General features: G+C 69.2%; 19 protein-coding genes and 1 pseudogene. 6 read left to right on the top strand and 14 right to left on the bottom strand.

All coding sequences use genetic code 11. From position 1 onward, the window contains the following. Position 1: 1 nt before the first annotated feature. Positions 2–1,234 (bottom strand): glycosyltransferase, encoded by a 1,233-nt coding sequence (locus tag ACIBGM_RS10625; protein WP_396385190.1) that lies wholly within the window; start codon positions 1,232–1,234, stop codon positions 2–4. 144 nt (positions 1,235–1,378) lie between these two features. Between ACIBGM_RS10625 and ACIBGM_RS10620 the strand changes: the two genes are divergently transcribed. Beyond that, positions 1,379–2,782 (top strand): FAD-dependent oxidoreductase, encoded by a 1,404-nt coding sequence (locus ACIBGM_RS10620; protein ID WP_396385188.1) that lies wholly within the window; start codon positions 1,379–1,381, stop codon positions 2,780–2,782. On the opposite strand, the gene ACIBGM_RS10615 is transcribed toward ACIBGM_RS10620, so the two are convergent. Genes ACIBGM_RS10615 through purD form a run of 7 tightly spaced genes read right to left on the bottom strand, consistent with a single transcriptional unit; the run spans position 2,741 to position 8,086 of the window. Further along, complete coding sequence (locus ACIBGM_RS10615) at positions 2,741–3,157, bottom strand: hypothetical protein (RefSeq protein WP_360514950.1); 417 nt, start codon at positions 3,155–3,157, stop codon at positions 2,741–2,743. The two genes, ACIBGM_RS10620 and ACIBGM_RS10615, sit on opposite strands and share 42 nt — an antisense overlap. Before the next feature lies 1 nt (position 3,158). Beyond that, positions 3,159–3,515 carry a hypothetical protein gene (locus tag ACIBGM_RS10610; protein WP_396385187.1) on the bottom strand — a complete coding sequence of 119 codons (357 nt, stop codon included), beginning with the start codon at positions 3,513–3,515 and terminating at the stop codon, positions 3,159–3,161. A 3-nt stretch (positions 3,516–3,518) separates the two neighbouring features. Then, a complete protein-coding gene (gene purB, locus ACIBGM_RS10605) occupies positions 3,519–4,964 on the bottom strand; it encodes an adenylosuccinate lyase (RefSeq protein WP_396385186.1) in 1,446 nt (481 codons plus the stop codon). Between the two features lie 12 nt (positions 4,965–4,976). After that, entirely contained in the window at positions 4,977–5,525 is a 549-nt protein-coding gene (locus tag ACIBGM_RS10600; protein WP_396385185.1) for a hypothetical protein, read from the bottom strand. Beyond that, positions 5,518–6,012, bottom strand: a complete 495-nt coding sequence (locus ACIBGM_RS10595; RefSeq protein WP_396385184.1) for a SigE family RNA polymerase sigma factor — start codon at positions 6,010–6,012, stop codon at positions 5,518–5,520. Before ACIBGM_RS10595 ends, ACIBGM_RS10600 begins: the two co-directional genes overlap by 8 nt. Before the next feature lie 36 nt (positions 6,013–6,048). Beyond that, positions 6,049–6,801, bottom strand: a complete 753-nt coding sequence (locus tag ACIBGM_RS10590) for a class I SAM-dependent methyltransferase (protein ID WP_396385183.1) — start codon at positions 6,799–6,801, stop codon at positions 6,049–6,051. A 7-nt stretch (positions 6,802–6,808) separates the two neighbouring features. Beyond that, positions 6,809–8,086, bottom strand: a complete 1,278-nt coding sequence (gene purD, locus ACIBGM_RS10585; RefSeq protein WP_360514932.1) for a phosphoribosylamine--glycine ligase — start codon at positions 8,084–8,086, stop codon at positions 6,809–6,811. 78 nt (positions 8,087–8,164) lie between these two features. On the opposite strand from purD, the gene ACIBGM_RS10580 reads away from it, so the two are divergent. From ACIBGM_RS10580 to ACIBGM_RS10570, 3 genes are all read left to right on the top strand, one after another. Then, positions 8,165–9,010 (top strand): SMP-30/gluconolactonase/LRE family protein, encoded by an 846-nt coding sequence (locus ACIBGM_RS10580; protein WP_396385181.1) that lies wholly within the window; start codon positions 8,165–8,167, stop codon positions 9,008–9,010. Positions 9,011–9,386: 376 nt separating this feature from the next. After that, positions 9,387–9,758, top strand: a complete 372-nt coding sequence (locus ACIBGM_RS10575; protein WP_360514927.1) for an FKBP-type peptidyl-prolyl cis-trans isomerase — start codon at positions 9,387–9,389, stop codon at positions 9,756–9,758. A gap of 184 nt (positions 9,759–9,942) precedes the next feature. Further along, complete coding sequence (locus ACIBGM_RS10570; protein WP_396385180.1) at positions 9,943–10,557, top strand: hypothetical protein; 615 nt, start codon at positions 9,943–9,945, stop codon at positions 10,555–10,557. A 47-nt stretch (positions 10,558–10,604) separates the two neighbouring features. On the opposite strand, the gene ACIBGM_RS10565 is transcribed toward ACIBGM_RS10570, so the two are convergent. The 3 genes from ACIBGM_RS10565 to ACIBGM_RS10555 are packed head-to-tail and all read right to left on the bottom strand — an operon-like array spanning position 10,605 to position 13,714. Continuing rightward, on the bottom strand, positions 10,605–11,600 hold the full coding sequence (locus tag ACIBGM_RS10565; protein ID WP_396385179.1) for an ABC transporter ATP-binding protein: 996 nt from the start codon (positions 11,598–11,600) through the stop codon (positions 10,605–10,607). Positions 11,601–11,603: 3 nt separating this feature from the next. Beyond that, a complete protein-coding gene (locus tag ACIBGM_RS10560) occupies positions 11,604–12,647 on the bottom strand; it encodes an iron chelate uptake ABC transporter family permease subunit (RefSeq protein ID WP_360514918.1) in 1,044 nt (347 codons plus the stop codon). Next, complete coding sequence (locus tag ACIBGM_RS10555) at positions 12,644–13,714, bottom strand: FecCD family ABC transporter permease (RefSeq protein WP_396385178.1); 1,071 nt, start codon at positions 13,712–13,714, stop codon at positions 12,644–12,646. Before ACIBGM_RS10555 ends, ACIBGM_RS10560 begins: the two co-directional genes overlap by 4 nt. Positions 13,715–13,859: 145 nt before the next feature. On the opposite strand from ACIBGM_RS10555, the gene ACIBGM_RS10550 reads away from it, so the two are divergent. Further along, the gene (locus tag ACIBGM_RS10550; RefSeq protein WP_396385177.1) at positions 13,860–14,678 is read left to right on the top strand and encodes a siderophore-interacting protein; all 819 of its coding nucleotides are present in this window, start codon (positions 13,860–13,862) and stop codon (positions 14,676–14,678) included. Positions 14,679–14,723: 45 nt separating this feature from the next. Here the strand turns inward: ACIBGM_RS10550 and ACIBGM_RS10545 are convergent, their stop codons facing one another. Next, positions 14,724–15,827, bottom strand: coding sequence for an alginate lyase family protein (locus ACIBGM_RS10545; RefSeq protein WP_396385175.1), 1,104 nt, complete (start codon positions 15,825–15,827; stop codon positions 14,724–14,726). A 246-nt stretch (positions 15,828–16,073) separates the two neighbouring features. Continuing rightward, positions 16,074–16,394 carry a hypothetical protein gene (locus ACIBGM_RS10540; protein WP_396385397.1) on the bottom strand — a complete coding sequence of 107 codons (321 nt, stop codon included), beginning with the start codon at positions 16,392–16,394 and terminating at the stop codon, positions 16,074–16,076. On the opposite strand from ACIBGM_RS10540, the pseudogene ACIBGM_RS10535 reads away from it, so the two are divergent. Further along, positions 16,342–16,542, top strand: a pseudogene (locus ACIBGM_RS10535) (glycoside hydrolase family 88 protein); the annotation flags it as partial. The gene ACIBGM_RS10540 and the pseudogene ACIBGM_RS10535 overlap by 53 nt on opposite strands. A gap of 44 nt (positions 16,543–16,586) precedes the next feature. Here the strand turns inward: ACIBGM_RS10535 and ACIBGM_RS10530 are convergent. Next, positions 16,587–17,177, bottom strand: a complete 591-nt coding sequence (locus tag ACIBGM_RS10530; protein WP_360514906.1) for a TetR/AcrR family transcriptional regulator — start codon at positions 17,175–17,177, stop codon at positions 16,587–16,589. Positions 17,178–17,179: the final 2 nt, after the last annotated feature.

Genomic DNA, 17,179 nt, shown 5'->3' with positions numbered 1-17,179 from the left:
GTCAGTTGCTCCGGGTCTGGTCGAGAACCGCCGGCGGTTCGAAGGTTGGCAAGGTGGGTGCGTCGTCGTCGAAGACCCACGTCTGGAAGAGGCTGAACCGGACCACGGTCGCGGCCAGGTTCGCGAGGGTGAGAACTGTGATCTCCACCGCCTGGTGCGGTCCGGCCACCGCGGTGTGCAGCAGCCACAGCGAGGACGCCGTCAGCGTCCACCCGATGCCGAAGGTGACGAGTCCGCGGAGCTGATGCCGCCAGCGGTTCTCCACGCCGCGCACGCCGAAAGTGACCCGGCGGTTGAGCGCGGTGTTGCCGACGGCTGTGATCAGCAGCGCGAGCACATTCGCCACCTGGGCCGGCATGCCCTGCCGCAGCACGAGATAGAGCAGTGCGTACGCCGCCGTGCTCAGCACCCCGATCGCGCAGAACCGCAGCACTCGCGCGGCCAGCGCGGTCCGGGGATCCAGGATCCGGGGCCGGCCGAACGCCTGGCGGACCGGCTCGAGGTCGACCTGGCCGCGGCCGAGAGTCCGCATCAGCCGCGAGATCCCCCGCAGATCCTCGCCGACCGTCCTGGCGATCGCGACCCGTGAGTCGAGGTCGTCCACCCAGTCCACCGGCACCTCGTGGATCCGCAGCCCGGCCTTCTCGGCCAGCACCAGAAGCTCGGTGTCGAAGAACCAACTGGTGTCCTCGGTCAGCGGCAGCAACTGCTGCGCCACGTCGGCGCGGATCGCCTTGAACCCGCACTGGGCATCGGAGAAGTGCGCGCTCAAGGTTGCCCGCAGCAACAAGTTGTACGACCGGGAGATGAACTCCCGTTTCGGCCGCCGGACCACCCGGGATCCGTTCGACAACCGGGTGCCGATGGCAACGTCACTGTGGCCGGCGAACAGCGGCGCCACCAACGGCAGCAACGCGTTCAGGTTGGTGGACAGGTCGACGTCCATGTAGGCGAGCACGTCGGCGGTGCTCTCGGACCAGACCTTCTTCAGCGCGCGGCCGCGGCCGGACTGCTCGAGCCGGACGATCCGGACCCCGTCCAGCTCCAGGGCCAGCAGGGCGCCGATCTCATAGGTCGCGTCGGTGCTTCCGTTGTCCGCGATGCAGACCTCGGCCGGAAACGGGAAGGCGGTGTCCAGGAACTCACGCAGCCGCCTGATGTTCGGACCGAGGTCGTTTTCCTCGTTCTTGACGGGTACGACGATCTCGACCCGAGGATGACCTGAAATCTGCATGCCACTGATGCTGTCCGGCGAACCTGAGCCGGCCCCTGCGCCGGCCTGGCAGTTTCCTGGGAGTCGGCGACATGCGCCCATCCGCGGACCGCCGTGCTCCGAAATAGAGTTGAGGCTCCGTCATCACTGCTCTGGGGGTCGGTCATGGCCGTGTCCGCTGCTCAACGTTTCGCCCGGATCGCCACCGCCGAGCGGCCGTCGGACGCCAGAGTGCTGATGAAGCGCGCGATCGTGCTCGGCGCGAGCATGGCCGGCCTGATGGCCGCGCGGGTGCTCAGCGACCACGCCGACGAGGTGCTGGTGATCGAGCGGGACCCGACCGAGGCGTCCACCTCACCGCGGCCCGGCGTACCGCAGGGAAGTCAGGTGCACGCGCTGCTGCCGGCGGGCAACACCCAACTCGACCGCTGGTTCCCGGACTTCACCGCCGAGGCGCTCGCGGCCGGCGCGACGAATCCGGCCCCGGAGGCGATCCGGAACTACGTGAACGGCGACCTCCGCCCGCTGCCCCCGGGCGGCTCGCTCGGCATCTCCCTGGTGAGCACCCGGCCGTTCCTGGAGTCCCTGGTACGGCGCCGGACGCTTGCGATCGGCAACATCAAGCTCGTGCACGGACGGGCCGACGGCATCGAGTTCACCGGCGACCGGGCCGGCGCGGTCCGGTATCAGCCGACCGGCGAGGGAGCAGAACTCGTCACCGAATCTGCCGACCTGATCGTCGACGCGACCGGACGGTCGAGCCGGCTGAGCGACTGGCTGAAGGCCGCCGGCTGGCCGCAGCCGCCGATGCGGCGGATGCCGATCAAGCTCAACTACGCGAGCGCGCTGTTCAAGCAGGACCCGGACATCTCCGACATCGGGATCTCGATCGCCCAGAACCAGCCCGGCAGCGGCCAGCCGCCGCGGCAGGGTGGCGTCCTGGCGGTCGAGGGCGACCGCTGGCTGGTGCTCGTGGCCGGGTACGCCGACGACCGGCCGACCCGCGACCTCGAGGACTTCCGGAAGCGCTGCCGGGACGACTTCCCGCCCGCGTTCGGGCAGATCGCCGACCACGGCGAGCTGATCGGCGAAGTGGTGACCTACCACCAGGCCGACAGCCGGCGCCGCGACTACGACCAGTTGGAGCGCATCCCGGCCGGCCTGATCGTCGCCGGGGACGCGGTGGCGTCGTTCAACCCGGTCTACGGGCAAGGGATGACGTCGGCGGCCCTCCATGCCTCATGCCTTTCGGCGTACCTGCGATCCGATCCGTCGCTCGACGAACCCGCTCGCGCGTACTTCGACGACGTACGGGTCGTGGTCGACGCGGCCTGGCAGGTGTCGACGTTCGCCGATCTCGCGCTACCGCACGTCCACGGGCCGTACCCACGCGGTTATCGCCTGGTGAAGGCGATCTCGGGCCTGGTCTTCCAGGCCGCGGCCGGCGACCCGCACGTCAACGTCCAGTTCAACCGGGTGACGACGATGCTCGACCACCCGAGCGCACTGGCCCGCCCGCAAACGCTGCTACGCGCTCTTCGCTGGAAGCTGCTCCCGAGTACGGCGTAGCCACAGCAGTCCGAGCACGGGAAGGACCAGCGGGACGAAGCCGTACCCCTGGCCGAAGTGCGACCACACCGTCGCGTCCGGGAAGTCCTCCGGTACGGCGTAGCTGAACGCGCCGACCGCGATCACGCCGACGAGCTCGATCAGGATCGCGACCAGCGCGACCCGGCGGGACACCTTGGTCGCCTTGGCCAACGCGAAGGTCGCGGCACAGTAGATGACCGCGGCAACGGCCGACAGGACGTACGCGATCGGGGCCTCGTCGAACTGGGTGGCGATCTGCACGCCGGCCCGGGCGGTCGCCGACAGCGCGAAAACGCCGTACACCAGGATCAGGATCCGGCCCGGGCCGTGCCTGGTCGCCGCTGCGTCGGTCATGTCAGGTGGTCCAGATCACGTGCAGGCGCTGTTCGACCACCGGGATCACCAGGCAGGCGAACGCCAACGCGCCCGCGCCCCAGCGACTGCTCTCCGCCAACGCCCACAGCGCGCCCAGCGGCAGCACGATCAGCCCGCCGATCAGGTAGCCGACGAAGAAGACACCGGAGACGTCCCGGTCGGTGCCGGCCAACTGGACGATGCCGATCACGAGCTGCGCCACCAGCCCGACCTCGATGACGCCGAGAATCGCCAGCAGCGTCCAGTTGATCCGCTTGTCGCGCGCAGCCAGCACGATGGCGAACACCATCGCGACCAGCGAGAGGGCGACCAGCGCCCAGGTCAGCGGTTCGAACACGGACTAGAGGATGTCACCCGGGGTGTAGGCGGCGGCCTCGGGGTGGCGCTTGGCGAGCTCGTCGATCCTCGCGACCACAGTGTTCACCTGGTCGACGGCCGCGCCGGTGAAGGACAGCGGCTCGCCGACGATGCCGACGATCTGCTCCTCGGTGAGGCCGAGCCGGCCGTCCGACCCGAGCCGGTGGAACAGGTCGTTCGCCGCCAGGCCCTTGCGCAGGTCGAGGGCGGTGGCGACCGCGTGCTCCTTGATCACCTCGTGCGCGGTCTCCCGGCCGACGCCGTTCTTGACCGCGGCCATCAGCACCTTGGTCGTGGTCAGGAACGGCAGGTACCGCTCCAGCTCCCGGCTGACCACGGCCGGGTAGACCCCGAACTCGTCCAGCACGGTGAGGAAGGTCTCGAACAGCCCGTCCAGCGCGAAGAACGCGTCCGGCAGCGCGACCCTTCGTACGACGGAGCAGAAGACGTCGCCCTCGTTCCACTGGTTGCCGGCCAGCTCGCCGGCCATCGAGGCGTACCCGCGGAGGATCACCGCGAGGCCGTTCACCCGCTCGCACGACCGGGTGTTCATTTTGTGCGGCATCGCCGAGGACCCGACCTGGCCCTCCTTGAACCCCTCGGTGACGAGCTCGTGCCCGGCCATCAGCCGGATCGTGGTCGCCAGGCTCGACGGCCCCGCCGCGAGCTGGACCAGCGCCGAGACGACGTCGTAGTCGAGCGACCGCGGGTACACCTGGCCGACGCTAGTCAGCGTCCGGCTGAACCCGAGGTGCTCGGCGATCCCGCTCTCCAGCTCCGCCAGCTTGGCCGGGTCGCCGCCGAACAGGTCCAGCATGTCCTGCGACGTACCGACAGGGCCCTTGATGCCACGCAACGGGTACCGCTCGATCAGCTCCTCGATCCGGGCGATCGCGACCAGCAGCTCGTCCGCAGCCGACGCGAACCGCTTGCCCAGCGTGGTCGCCTGCGCCGCGACGTTGTGCGAGCGCCCGGTCAGCACGAGCGCCGCGTGGTCGGCCGCCTTCTGGCCCAGCCGTACGGCGGTGGCGACGGCGCGATCGCGGACGAGCTCGAGGCCGGCCCGGATCTGCAGCTGCTCGACGTTCTCGGTCAGGTCGCGGCTGGTCATGCCCTTGTGGATGTGCTCGTGCCCGGCGAGCGCGCTGAACTCCTCGATCCGCGCCTTCACGTCGTGCCGGGTGACCCGCTCGCGGGCCGCGATCGACTCGAGGTCGACCTGGTCGACCACCCGCTCGTAGTCCTCGACCACCCCGTCCGGCACCGCGACGCCGAGCTCCTTCTGAGCCTTCAGCACCGCCACCCAGAGTCGCCGCTCGAGCACGATCTTGTGCTCCGGCGACCACAGCTGAGCCATCGACAGACTGGCGTAACGCGACGCGAGAACGTTGGGAATCCGGGGCTTGCTCGAGCTCGACACGACGCCCATTCTCCCAGAACCTCAACGCCTCACGGTCAGCAGTCCACAGACCCGCTCGAGTCCATTCGCCGTACAGAGCAGATACGTGCCGTCCGGGGTGGTATCCGGCACGACGACATGATCAGGGCCGGGTCCGCCGATGCCAGGTTCCGGCCCGCCGATCCCGTCACGTCCGGCGGCAGGCACCCACGAGGGCGTGCCACCGATGCGATCCGACCCCAGGTAGTAGAGAACGCGCGTAGGCTCGGCCGCCGGCGCCAGGTCGAATCCGAGACCACGCGACGGCTCTGCGGGAAAGGTCAGTGCAAGCCGCTGCCCGGGGCGTGCAGTGGCCGGCGTGATGGTGACCCCACCCGGATGACTCGGAGGATTCTCGGCCACCTTCTCGGTCCGATCCCACGGCACCACCCCGGCGACGACCACCGCCCCGACAACCGCGGCCGCCACCGCGGACCACCCCCGCCGACGCCGCCTGGCGGCAGCCGTGGCGAGCACTCGGTCGAAGTCCGCACTCGACTCGGCGGACCGGCGGTCGGCGAGCACCTGGAGCTCCTGCTTCAGATCAGGCATGGTCCTCACTCCTCAACGTCGCGCTCAGCGCCTCCCGGCCCCGGGCCAGCCGCGACTTCACGGTGCCCTCGGCGATCCCGAGGGTGTCAGCCACCTGCGCGACGCTCAGATCACACACGTAGTAGAGGACAACGACCTGTCTCGTCGGCATCGGCAGGCCGGCCAGCGTCTGCTCCAGGTCGCCGCCGTACCGCTCCGCCGGATCAGGCTCGGCGTGCTCGCGCGGTAGCCGGTGGAACAGCCCGCTGAGCCGGTTGCGGTCCCGGTGCCGATTGGCAGCCAGCCGTACGGCGACCAGGCGCACCCAGGCCTCTGGTGCGTCGTACCGAGAGACCTTGGCCCAGCGTGGCACCAGCCGGACGAACGCCTCCTGGACGATGTCCTCGGCCTCGGCGCGCGACCCGGTCAGCAACGAGATCACGCCGACCAACCGAGGCTGCTGCGCGGAGTAGAACTCCCGCAGTGCGTCGCTGTCGGCCGTCCCCATACCTCAGTACACACCGGGACGGCGGCCGCGGTTCCGTCAGATCGGTTTGCGGGCCTCGAAGAGGGTTCGGGTGCTGTGGGTGACGAAGGGTCCGTCGGACTGGATCTGGTCGTGGAGCTCGCGGAGGCGGGGGAGGTAGGCCGCGGACGTGAAGCCGGGGACGATCCAGATGACCTTGCGGAGGAAGTGGACGACGGCGGCGATGTCGTAGAACTCCATGCGGAGCCGTTCCGAGCGTACGTCGACGATTTCCAGCCCCGCTGCTTCCGCCTGGACCCGCTCGCGCTCCGGACGTGGACCGTCGGTGTCGGGCTGCGGGCCGAGGAAGTACTCGGTGAGCTCGACGACGGTGCGGTGTCCGATGTGCTGAGCGAAGTACGTGCCGCCTGGGCGGAGCACCCGGGCGATCTCGTCGAAGTAGGACCTGACCGGGTGCCTGCTGACCACCAGGTCGAACGCGCCGTCAGCGAACGGGAGCGGCGGTTCTTCGGGATCGGCGACGACGACCGTGCCCAGTGGATGCAGCAGCGCGGTCGCCTTCGCGATGTTGGGCGGCCAGGCCTCGGTGGCGACACAGAGCGGCGCACGGCGTGGCACCCCGGCCAGGACTTCCCCGCCACCGGTCTGGATGTCCAAGGCGGCCTCGGCCGCGGCCATCCGCTCGCCCATCAGGCGCTGGTAGCCCCAAGACGGACGCTCTTCGGTCGCCCGTCCGTCGAACCAGCTGAAGTCCCAGCCTTCGGTCGGGACCGCGTCACCCTCGGCGACGAGTTCCTCGAACGACGCCATGTTCCTCCTAGACGGTGACCTCGCCGCGGGAGGCTTTGAGGGCGATGTCGGTGCGGTGCTGGGAGCCCTTGATGCGGATCTGGCCGACGGCCGCATAGGCGCGCTGGCGGGCCTCGTCGAGGTCCTTGCCGGTGGCGCTGACGGCCAGCACGCGGCCGCCCGACGTGACGAGCTCGTCGTCCTCGACCGCCGTACCGGCGTGGAAGACGCGGACGTCGTCCACCTCGGCCTGGTCGATGCCGGCGATCACGTCGCCCTTGCGCGGGCTGGCCGGGTACTTCTTCGCGGCGACCACGACCGTCACCGCGGCGGCGTTCTTCCAGCCCAGCCGCTCGTGATCGGCGAGCTTGCCGGTCGCGGCGGCGTACAGCAGGCCGCCCAGCGGGGTCTTCAGCAACGGCAGCAGCGCCTGCGTCTCCGGGTCGCCGAAGCGGGCGTTGAACTCGATCACCCGGACACCGCGCGACGTCAGCGCCAGACCGGCGTACAGCAGGCCGCTGAACGGCATGCCGCGGCGCCGCAGCTCGTCGACGGTCGGCTGGAGCACCTTCTCGGTGATCTCCTCGACCAGGTCTTCCGGTGCCCAGGGCAACGGTGTGTAGGCGCCCATGCCGCCGGTGTTCGGGCCTTCGTCGTTGTCCGCAAGGCGCTTGAAGTCCTGCGCCGGCTGCATCGGCAGCACCGTCGTACCGTCGGTGATCGCGAACAGCGACACCTCCGGGCCGTCCAGGAACTCCTCGATCAGCACCTGCTCACACCCGGCAGCGTGCGCGAGCGCCTCGTCCCGGTCGGAGGTGACGACGACACCCTTGCCAGCCGCGAGACCGTCGTCCTTGACCACGTACGGCGGCCCGAACGCGTCGATCGCCTCGGCGGCTTCCTCGGGCGTCGTACACACGTAGGCCCGGCCGGTCGGCACACTCGCGGCAGCCATCACGTCCTTGGCGAACGCCTTCGAGCCCTCGATCTGGGCAGCGTCCTTGGACGGGCCGAAGACCGCGATCCCAGCCTCGCGCAACGGGTCGGCCAGCCCGGCCACCAACGGCGCCTCCGGCCCGACCACGACCAGGTCGGCGGCCATCTCCCTGGCCAGCGCGACGACCGCATCGTGGTCGGTGATGTCCACCGGCCGGCAAACGATCGTTTGCCCGTCGTAGGCCGGCCGCAACACCGCGATACCGGGGTTGCCCGGCGCCGCCACGACCTGCTCGACCTCTGAGTCCTGGGCCAACGCCCAGACCAACGCGTGCTCCCGGCCACCGGAGCCGACCACCAAAACCTTCACGGGCCATCAGCCTAGGGCACCGGACTGTCGATCTACACATTCGCCGTTCGTGTAGTGGATAAGACGGAAGGAGTTCTGATGACTGAGGTACTGCTGACCGGGCTCATGATCGGAGAGTCGGCACGTTGGCACGACGGGCGGTTCTGGTGCTCCAACTGGGGCGCTCAGGAGGTGCTCACCGTCGACGCGGACGGGAAGCGGGAGGTGATGGTGCGGGTGCCGACCACGATCCCGTTCTCGATCGACTGGTTGCCGGACGGGCGTCTGCTGGTGGTGGCGGGACCAGAGGGGCTGCTGCTGCGACAGGAGGCCTCTGGTGACCTGGTGACGCATGCGGACCTGTCGTCGTACGGCGGCCTCAACGAGATCGTCGTCGACGGGCGCGGCAACATCTACGTCAACGGCGGCTGCGACTTCGAGCCGGCCTCTGGTGAACGGCCGGGCTTCATCCTGCTCGCCACCCCGGACGGCGCGGTACGGCGGGTGGCGGACGAGCTCGCGTTCCCCAACGGCATGGTGATCACGCCGGACAACTCGACGCTGGTCATCGCGGAGTCGTTCGGCGGCGTGCTGACGGCGTACGACATCGCCGACGACGGCAGCCTCTCCAACCGCCGCGTCTGGGCACCCCACCCCGGCGACGGCATGTGCATGGACGAGTCAGGCGCCATTTGGACCCCCGGCTGGACCGAACAGGGCGAGTCGGCCTGCCTGCGCATCGCAGAAGGCGGCGAAATCCTCGAAACCGTGCCGCTGGAGCACGCCGGCTTCGCCTGCACGCTGGGCGACGGCACGCTCTACATGCTCACCGCCGACTGGCACATGCAGGAGTCCTTCGACGCCAACCTCGACCGGCTCCTCTCCACGCCCACAGGCCGCCTGCTGACCCACGCCGTACCCACCCCAAAGGCAGGCTGGCCGTGATCAGTAGTGCCAGTAGTAGCGGGCGTCGGCGTTCCAGGTGACGGGGACTGTGGTGCGGTTGGTGAACGCCATGCCCAGGCTGCGGGCGATCTCGATGGTGCGGGAGAGCTGGAGCGAGTACGGGTGCTGGTTGTCGTCCCACCACTGCTCGAACTGCGTGATGCAGGTCTGACCGGTGAAGTACGGGTTGGAGCAGGGGTGCGGCGGGAGCCACTTCTGCAGGTGGCGGAACTCGACCGTGGTGGAGCCGTTCGGCGGCTTGACACGGAACCTGCGAGTACAACGGCAACCAGCAGGGCCAGTGTCTTCCGCATGAAGTGCGAGGTTAGACGGGTCCTGGGTCGGGGTGGGAGGGGGATCTGCTTAGCTGGTGGGCATGACTGACAAGCCAGAGATCGACTTCCCGGAGGGCCCGCCGCCGGCGGACCTGGAGATCACCGACATCACCGTCGGCGACGGTGACGAGGCCAAGGCCGGGTCGCGGGTGAACGTGCACTACGTGGGTGTCGCGCACTCGACCGGCGAGGAGTTCGACGCGTCGTACAACCGGGGCGCCCCGCTGGCCTTCCAGCTCGGCGTCGGCCAGGTCATCCAGGGCTGGGACACCGGCGTCCAGGGCATGAAGGTCGGCGGCCGCCGCAAGCTGGTCATCCCGCCGCACCTCGGGTACGGCGACCGCGGCGCCGGCAACGCGATCAAGCCCGGCGAAACCCTCATCTTCGTCGTCGACCTGATCAGCGTCAGCTGACCCGCACCACCACAACCAGCTCTCCCACCACCCGCTGCGGCCCAGGCCGACGGGCGAGCGGGGTGGGGAAGGCGGGACAACTGCCCCCGGGTGCGTCAGAATGGCGCGGCCGGGGGTTTTCCGTGGCTGCTCGTCCGTAGTTGTACTCATCCGCCTCGCCCAGCGGCCGGTTTGACTGGGAGGCATGACGACGATGGTTGCCACCACGGTCCCCACCACGCGGATCAACTGGGTCCGGTACGCCGCCCTGGCCGCGAAGGTTCTGCTGTTCGGCTTGTTGCTGTCGGCCCTGATCTGGCCGGACCTCAGCGGGATCAAGGGCAAGGCGTCGACCGCGCGGCTGATCGTCTACCCGCTCGGCGTGATGGTGCTGCCGCTGTGGTGGTGGGCGTACGGCCGGACGCGCAGCAAACTGCACGCCCGGTTCCCGTGGCACGCCGATCTACTGATGACGCTCCCGTGGCTGATCGACCTGATCGGCAACCGGCTCAACCTGTTCGACACCGTGAGCTGGTGGGACGACGCCATGCACCTCATCCTCTGGGGCCTCCTCACCGCCGGCGTCCTGATCGCCTTCGCGCCGCCGACCCTGTCCCGCGGCCTGACCGCCTTCGTAGCCCTCGGCTTCGGCGCCACCGCCGCGGTCGTGTGGGAGGTCGGCGAGTACTTCGCCTTCATCCGCAACTCCCCCGAGCTCCAAACCGCCTACACCGACACCCTCGGTGATCTGGCTCTGGGCACCTTAGGCGCCCTCCTAGCCGGCCTGATCCTCTACCAGTCCCGGCGCCCAACCACCTGATCCCGGCCCCGGGACGCCGTACGGCAAATGGCTCTACACCTGAGCGTCTAGCGGTCGCTGGGACGGCAGACGCCGTTGGCTGCCGCGCTGGCCGCGAGCGCCTGCGCAACTGCACTGCTGGCAGCTGCAGCACCTCCACCCGGACCGCTGACACCCGATTCACCGCCGGCCGAAGCGTCGATCGCGGGCGCGGAGTCGGTGCGGGAGGTCGCCGGCGGGGTGTCCTGGGGGCGGTCGCTGCGGGTGGTGTGGCGGCCCAGGGGGACCACCATGGGGGTGCCGGCCACCGGGTCGGGGATGACCTTGACGGCCAGGCCGAAGACGTCGTGGACGACCTGTTCGGTGATGACCTCGCTCGGGTTGCCCTCGCAGACGATGGCGCCGTCCTTCATCGCGATCAGGTGGTCGCCGAAGCGGCAGGCCTGGTTGAGGTCGTGCAGAACCAGGACGATGGTGCGCTCGTCGGACTTGTTCAGGTCGACCAGCAGGTCCAGCACCTCGAACTGGTGCGTCAGGTCGAGGAACGTCGTCGGCTCGTCCAGCAGCAGGATGTCGGTCTCCTGGGCGAGCGCCATCGCGATCCAGACGCGTTGCCGCTGCCCGCCGGACAGCTCGTCGATCGGCCGGTCCGCGATCGAGAGTACGTCGGTCGACGTCATCGCGGCCGCGACCGCCTCGTCGTCGGTCCTGGTCCACTGCCGGATCCACCGGGTCCGCGGGTAGCGACCACGCCCGACCAGGTCGGCGACCGTGATCCCCTCCGGCGCGGTCGGCGACTGCGGCAGCAGGCCGAGCTTCGTCGCGACCTCCCGCGTCGGGATCGACTGGATGCTCCTCCCATCCAGCAGCACCGTCCCGCGCGACGGCTTCAGCAACCGGGCCAGCGTCTTGAGCAGGGTCGACTTGCCGCACGCATTGGCGCCGACGATGACGGTGATCTTCCCGGTCGGGATCCGCACCGACAGGTCGTGGATGATCTCCCGCTGGTCGTACCCGACCGCCAACCCGTCAGCAGCCAAACTGTGGTCCACAGAGTTCTCCATCTCTCAGCCACCACTCCCCACCCGGTTGGACCGGGCCAGCAGGAACATCAGGTACGGCGCTCCGACCACACCCGTCACCACCCCGACCGGCAACTGGGTGTCCCCGAACGCGTGCTGCGCAATCAGGTCGGACACCGACACCACCAGCGCACCCAGCAAGGCGGACGCGATCATCGCCGGCCCCGGCGACCGGGTCAGCCGGCGCGCGATCGGTGGCGCCACGAACGCGACGAACCCGATCGGTCCCGCCGCCGCGGTCGCGACGGCCGCGAGCAGTACGCCGATCACGATCAGCCCGAGCCGGGACAGCTCGACCCGCAGCCCCAGCCCGTACGCCGTCTCGTCGCCGAGCTGCAGGATCCGCAACTGGTGGACCAGGAACATCATCAGCGGCGTCAGCACGGCCAGCGTGATTCCCATCGACCGGACGTTCGACCAGTCCCGGCCGTTCAGGCTGCCGGTCAGCCAGATCAGCGCCTGCTGGGCGATCTCGACCCGCGCCTTGGTCAGCAGGTACGACGTGATGCTGGTGGCGATCGCCCCGATGCCGATCCCGATCAGGATCAGCCGGTAGCTCGACACTCCCTGCCGCCAGGCCAGCACGTACATGATGAACGCGGTCAGCACCGCGCCGACGATCGCGAACGCCGACACCGCCACGCCGGTCAGGCCGAGCGTGACGATGGCGAACACGGCGAACGCGCTGGCGCCGTACGTGACGCCGATGATGTCGGGGCTGGCCAGCGGGTTGCGGGCGATGCTCTGGAAGATCGCGCCGGACATGCCGAGGGCGGCGCCGACCATCAGGCCGGTGAGTGCCCTGGGCAATCGCAGCCGGTTGACGATGAACTCGGTCGCGCGGTCGCCGCCGCCGAACAGCGTCTTCACCACGTCGACGACCGGGATCTTGAAGTCGCCCAGCGACAGCGAGACGCAGAAGACCGCGAACACGAGTACGGCGAGGACGACGATCACCGTGAACGAGCGAGCCTGCCGGACCGCGCGGGCCCGGGCGATGACCTGAACTGCCTCGGCTGTCGTCGTCACAGGTCCGCCAGCTTCCGGCGCCGTACCAGCGCGATGAAGAACGGCGCGCCGATCACCGCGGTGACGATGCCGACCTGCAGCTCACCGGGCTGCGCGACGATCCGGCCGAGGACGTCGGAGGCGAGCAGCAGGATCGGCGCCAGCAGCATCGAGTACGGCAGGATCCAGCGGTAGTCCGGGCCGGTGATCAGCCGGGCCACGTGCGGGATCGTCAGCCCGACAAAACCGATCGGTCCCGCGGCCGCGGTGGCAGCGCCACACAGCAGTACGACGATCACCGCGACGAACAACCGCGCCAGTCCGACCCGCTGGCCGAGCGACTTCGCGACCTCGTCGCCGAGCGACAGCGCGTTCAGGACCCGGCCCGAGACCAGCGCCAGCACGATCCCGATCAGGATGAACGGCGCGACCTGCATGGCGATGTCCGAGCCCCGGCCGGCCAGCGATCCGACCGCCCAGAACCGGTACTGGTCGAACGTGTCGACGTCACCGATCAGCAGCGCGGTGGTGAGCGAGCCGAGCATCGCCGTCATCGCCGCGCCGGCCAGCGCCAGCTTCACCGGCGTCACGCCCTCGCGGCCCAGCGACCCGAGCATGTAGACCGCGACCGAGGCCGCGGCGGCGCCGGCAAAAGCCAGCCAGACGTACGACGTCAGCGTCGACATCCCGAACCAGTAGATGCCCGCGACAACGAAAAGCGCGGCGCCGCCGTTGACCCCGAGGATGCCCGGGTCAGCCAGCGGGTTCCTGGTCACGCCCTGCATCAGGGCACCCGACAGACCCAGGGCCGCGCCGACCAGCAGGCCGATCACGGTCCGCGGCACCCGCAGTGACCGGATGATCACGTGATCGGTGTTCGCGTCGTCGTAGTGGCGCAGGGCATCGAACACGGTCGACAGCGGGATCTGCTTCGAACCGACCGCGATGCTGAGCAACGTCACCAGCGCCAGCAGGGCAATGCAGCCGAACAACCCGAGGATGAGGGTGGCCCGCCGGGTCCGCCGCGGCCGCGTCGGCACAACGGCGTCGGGACCTGTGGACTCGGCCACAGCAGTGGGCGGGGGCATTGGACTTTGGGATCCTCTTAGGTAAGGCTAACCTCTAGACGCCTCAGAATAACCCGGCCGTCCACGGGTCCGCACCTGAGCCTCCCCTGCAAGGCTTCCTGACCGGGGCGGCGGGGTGGGGCCGAATTCAATGGAGAGAAACAGCATGACGACTGTGCTCGAGCGGCCGATCGTGTTCGACTCGGTGCTCGCCACCGTGGCGGCGGTCGACGACCTCAGCCCGCACCTGCGCCGCGTGACGTTCGTCGCACCGCGGATCGCCGAGGCCGTGACGGCCGGCCCGGACCAGCGCATCAAGGTCCTACTCGCGCCGCCTAACGGCGGTGAGCTCAAGCTCCCGGTCGGCCCGGACTGGTACACCCAGTGGTGCGCGCAGCCGGCCGACGAGCGTTTCATCATGCGGACATACACGGTCCGGGCGCTCCGTCCGGAGGTCGCCGAGATCGACATCGAGTTCGTCCTGCACGGCGTCAACGGCCCCGCGTCCGCGTGGGTCAGCGAGGCCGAGCCCGGTGACCAACTCGGCCTGATCCTGCCGTTCGCGGTCGACACCACCAGCACCAAGGGCCTGCTGCACTCCGGCGTCGACTACGTCCCGCCGGCGACCAGCATCCGCCGGGTGCTCGTCGCCGACGAGACTGCGCTGCCCGCTCTCGCCGGGATCCTCGAACAGCTGCCAGCCGCGATCCACGCCACGGTGTTCGTCGAGGTGCCCGACATCCGCGATGCCCGCCCACTGCCGACCCCTGGCACGGCCGACGTCACCTGGGTCGTGACCGGCGAGACCTCGTTGCTCGAGGCACTCAAAGCCGCCGCTCTCCCGTACGACGCCGACTACGCCTGGGTGGCCGGCGAGTCCTCGATGATCAAGTCGGTACGGCGCCACCTGGTCAACGCGGCCGGGATGCCGAAGAGCGCGATCTCGTTCCAGGGCTACTGGAAGCGCGGCGAAGCCCAGATCTGATCGGTGCTGCGGCCGAGGAGTTCCCCGGCCGCAGCCTGGTGAGACTCAGGACGGGTTCTCCGCGTGCGTGAGGGTCTCCCACGCCACGAAGAGGCTGTTGCTCCCGGCCGGACGCCGCGACTCGGTGATCGCCTGGGTGTTCGTCATCGCGATCCCGAGCCGGGTGTGCAGGGCGTTGAACCCGACCTCGGTGATCGGTCCGAGTCCGCGGTTCACCGACCCGTTGCACAGCCAGGACGGCACCGGCTCGAGGTTGCGTTCCCACCGGGACTGGAACCCGAGCGCGTGCCGCAGCCGCTCACCGAACTCCAGGTACAGGTCGATGCCCTGGATCCGGGACGTCTCCAGCACGTGCGAGATCGACGAGATGCCGTAGCCGGTGTGGGTGAAGTCGCGGCAGGTCTCCTGCGTCACGCCGTTCACGAACGTCTCCTGGCCGTGCCAGTAGGCGATGATCTTCTCGCGGGTGTTCAGGTTCTGGCTCGGCTTGGTCTTCGGCAGCGGGCCGTCCGACTCCAGGTAGACGAAGGCCGGCACCCGGACCCGGTAGAGCGAGATCGCCTTGTCGTACACGGCCCGGTCCTCGAGGAACACGCCGATGCCCTGGATGGCCTCGGTCATCGTCAGCTCCCAGTTCCCGTTGGAGTTGGAGCCGTTGATGATCTCGGGCAGGTAGACGTTGCGCAGCATGGTCGCGAACCGGCCCGAGTTCGGCCAGTTGCCGTACACGTGCTTGATGATCTCGGCGGCCTTCGGCCAGGACGACGCCGACCACGCGGTCTGCAGCGGCGCGTTGCTGTTGGTGTGGTCCTGGATCGTCGCCGACCAGGCGTCCATGAGCTGGATCGCCTTCTGGGCGTAGCGGTCGTCACGGGTGATGTACCAGAGCACCGCGTCGGTGTACGCCGCGATCGCGTCCTGGCGCTCGTCGGTGCAGCCGAGGTTCGGGTTCGAGTACGGACCGCACTCGACGACGGCTCGCGGTTTCGGCGTCCGGCTCAACGACCCGTAACTGCTGTTCTTGGCCTGGTTGAACGCGTCCGTCCACGGCTGCGCACCGGCCTGCACCTTGGCCCGGACGAAGTCGAGCTGCGCCCGGCTCACGCCGACACCAGGGTGCGTGAACACGGCGGGCGCTTGCGGAACCATCGTCTCTGCCTTCGGACTGGCGACAGCAGGGCTGCTGAGGGTCCCGGCAACCAGCGCAACGCACGCAGCAGCCAAGACCAGGGGTTTCTTTCGCATGGGCGGTGTCCTGTTCTTCGGGGCGGTAAGAACACCTGCGCTTCCCCCACTAGCGCAGGGTCTTTTCGAAAGTCTGACGACGGACGGTGAGCAGGTCAATATCCCAACGGGCAGGAATTTCACAACGGAACAACCTGCCGAGAAGTCCCATCATCCGTGGAACAAAGTGAGGTGTTGTCCCATCAAACGACGCCAGTTCCTGACCTTCGGAACCGCCGCCATGGCCGCCCCGGCACTACCCTCCGTCACCACCACCGCAGTCGCCACCCCGCCCCCGAGCGGCACGACTACGGCATCCCCGGCGGCGTGGCCACCCGCTACGCCGACAACCACAACTGCATCCAGACCTACCTCGACCTCTACGAGGCTCGAGCCGTCGCCGAACAAGTTGACCGCGGCAACGGACACGCTGCGGCGGATGGTCGACAGCACGAAGATCGACGACTGGTGGTGGTGCGACGCGCTGCACATGGCGACGCCGCCGCTCGCGCGGATCGGCCGGCTGCGTGGCGAGACGTCGTACTGGACGAAGCTCTACCGGCTGTACGACCACATCAAGCGGACGCGGCGGTTGCGGATCCCGTCGAGCGGGCTCTGGTACCGCGACGAGCGGTTCCTGCCGGACGGCATCCTTTCCCCGAACGGCAAGCCGGTCGTCTGGTGTCAGCGCGCCTGGGTCGCCAGCTCGCCGGAGCGCACACCGGCGGCGTCCAGCAGCGCAGCGGCCGTGGCGACACCGACTCCACCAAGGGGCTGCGCCCGAACCACCGCGCGAGCGCTCACGCCGTCGAAGATGATGGTCAGCTGGATCGCCAGCGTGCCCGGGTCATCCGCGCCCGCCTTCACCAGCTCACGGTGGAAGTAGTCGGTCAGCTGCTGCTTGAAGTGCCGCGCGACCACCGAGCCCGGGTGTTCCGGGTTCTTCAGCTCGACCGCCGTACTCACCATCGGGCAGCCGAGGTAGTTGCTCTCGGCAGCCATCCGGTCCTGCCGCTCGAACACGGACAGGATCCGGTCGCGGGCCGGCCGGTCGTCCTCCGACCCCGGGTGCAGCATGCGCTGGTACGCCGGTCCGCGGCTGGCCAGGCTCTCCGCGATCAGCTCGTCCTTGGAGCGGAACAGCTGGTACATCGACTTCTTCGACACCCCGGCCGCCTTGCAGAGCGCGTCCACACCGATGCCGACGCCGTCGCGGTAGAAGAGTTCGCCCGCGGCGTCCAGGAGCCGCTCGCGGGGTGTCGCCGAGGTGGTCATGC

Origin of the sequence: Kribbella sp. NPDC050470 (assembly GCF_044458365.1) — a bacterium.
GTDB lineage: Bacteria > Actinomycetota > Actinomycetes > Propionibacteriales > Kribbellaceae > Kribbella.
The sequence above is the reverse complement of the archived record's forward strand: the minus strand, read 5'-3'. Positions and strand labels throughout refer to the sequence as shown.

Bases quoted from the DNA above. Each gene is read 5' to 3' on its own strand.
- ACIBGM_RS10625 (WP_396385190.1), bottom strand. From the start codon at position 1,234: ATGCAGATTTCAGGTCATCCTCGGGTCGAGATCGTCGTACCCGTCAAG.
- ACIBGM_RS10620 (WP_396385188.1), top strand. From the start codon at position 1,379: ATGGCCGTGTCCGCTGCTCAACGTTTCGCCCGGATCGCCACCGCCGAG.
- ACIBGM_RS10615 (WP_360514950.1), bottom strand. From the start codon at position 3,157: ATGACCGACGCAGCGGCGACCAGGCACGGCCCGGGCCGGATCCTGATC.
- purB (WP_396385186.1), bottom strand. From the start codon at position 4,964: ATGGGCGTCGTGTCGAGCTCGAGCAAGCCCCGGATTCCCAACGTTCTC.
- ACIBGM_RS10600 (WP_396385185.1), bottom strand. From the start codon at position 5,525: ATGCCTGATCTGAAGCAGGAGCTCCAGGTGCTCGCCGACCGCCGGTCC.
- ACIBGM_RS10595 (WP_396385184.1), bottom strand. From the start codon at position 6,012: ATGGGGACGGCCGACAGCGACGCACTGCGGGAGTTCTACTCCGCGCAG.
- ACIBGM_RS10590 (WP_396385183.1), bottom strand. From the start codon at position 6,801: ATGGCGTCGTTCGAGGAACTCGTCGCCGAGGGTGACGCGGTCCCGACC.
- ACIBGM_RS10580 (WP_396385181.1), top strand. From the start codon at position 8,165: ATGACTGAGGTACTGCTGACCGGGCTCATGATCGGAGAGTCGGCACGT.
- ACIBGM_RS10575 (WP_360514927.1), top strand. From the start codon at position 9,387: ATGACTGACAAGCCAGAGATCGACTTCCCGGAGGGCCCGCCGCCGGCG.
- ACIBGM_RS10570 (WP_396385180.1), top strand. From the start codon at position 9,943: ATGACGACGATGGTTGCCACCACGGTCCCCACCACGCGGATCAACTGG.
- ACIBGM_RS10565 (WP_396385179.1), bottom strand. From the start codon at position 11,600: ATGGAGAACTCTGTGGACCACAGTTTGGCTGCTGACGGGTTGGCGGTC.
- ACIBGM_RS10555 (WP_396385178.1), bottom strand. From the start codon at position 13,714: ATGCCCCCGCCCACTGCTGTGGCCGAGTCCACAGGTCCCGACGCCGTT.
- ACIBGM_RS10550 (WP_396385177.1), top strand. From the start codon at position 13,860: ATGACGACTGTGCTCGAGCGGCCGATCGTGTTCGACTCGGTGCTCGCC.
- ACIBGM_RS10545 (WP_396385175.1), bottom strand. From the start codon at position 15,827: ATGGTTCCGCAAGCGCCCGCCGTGTTCACGCACCCTGGTGTCGGCGTG.
- ACIBGM_RS10540 (WP_396385397.1), bottom strand. From the start codon at position 16,394: ATGTGCAGCGCGTCGCACCACCACCAGTCGTCGATCTTCGTGCTGTCG.
- ACIBGM_RS10530 (WP_360514906.1), bottom strand. From the start codon at position 17,177: ATGACCACCTCGGCGACACCCCGCGAGCGGCTCCTGGACGCCGCGGGC.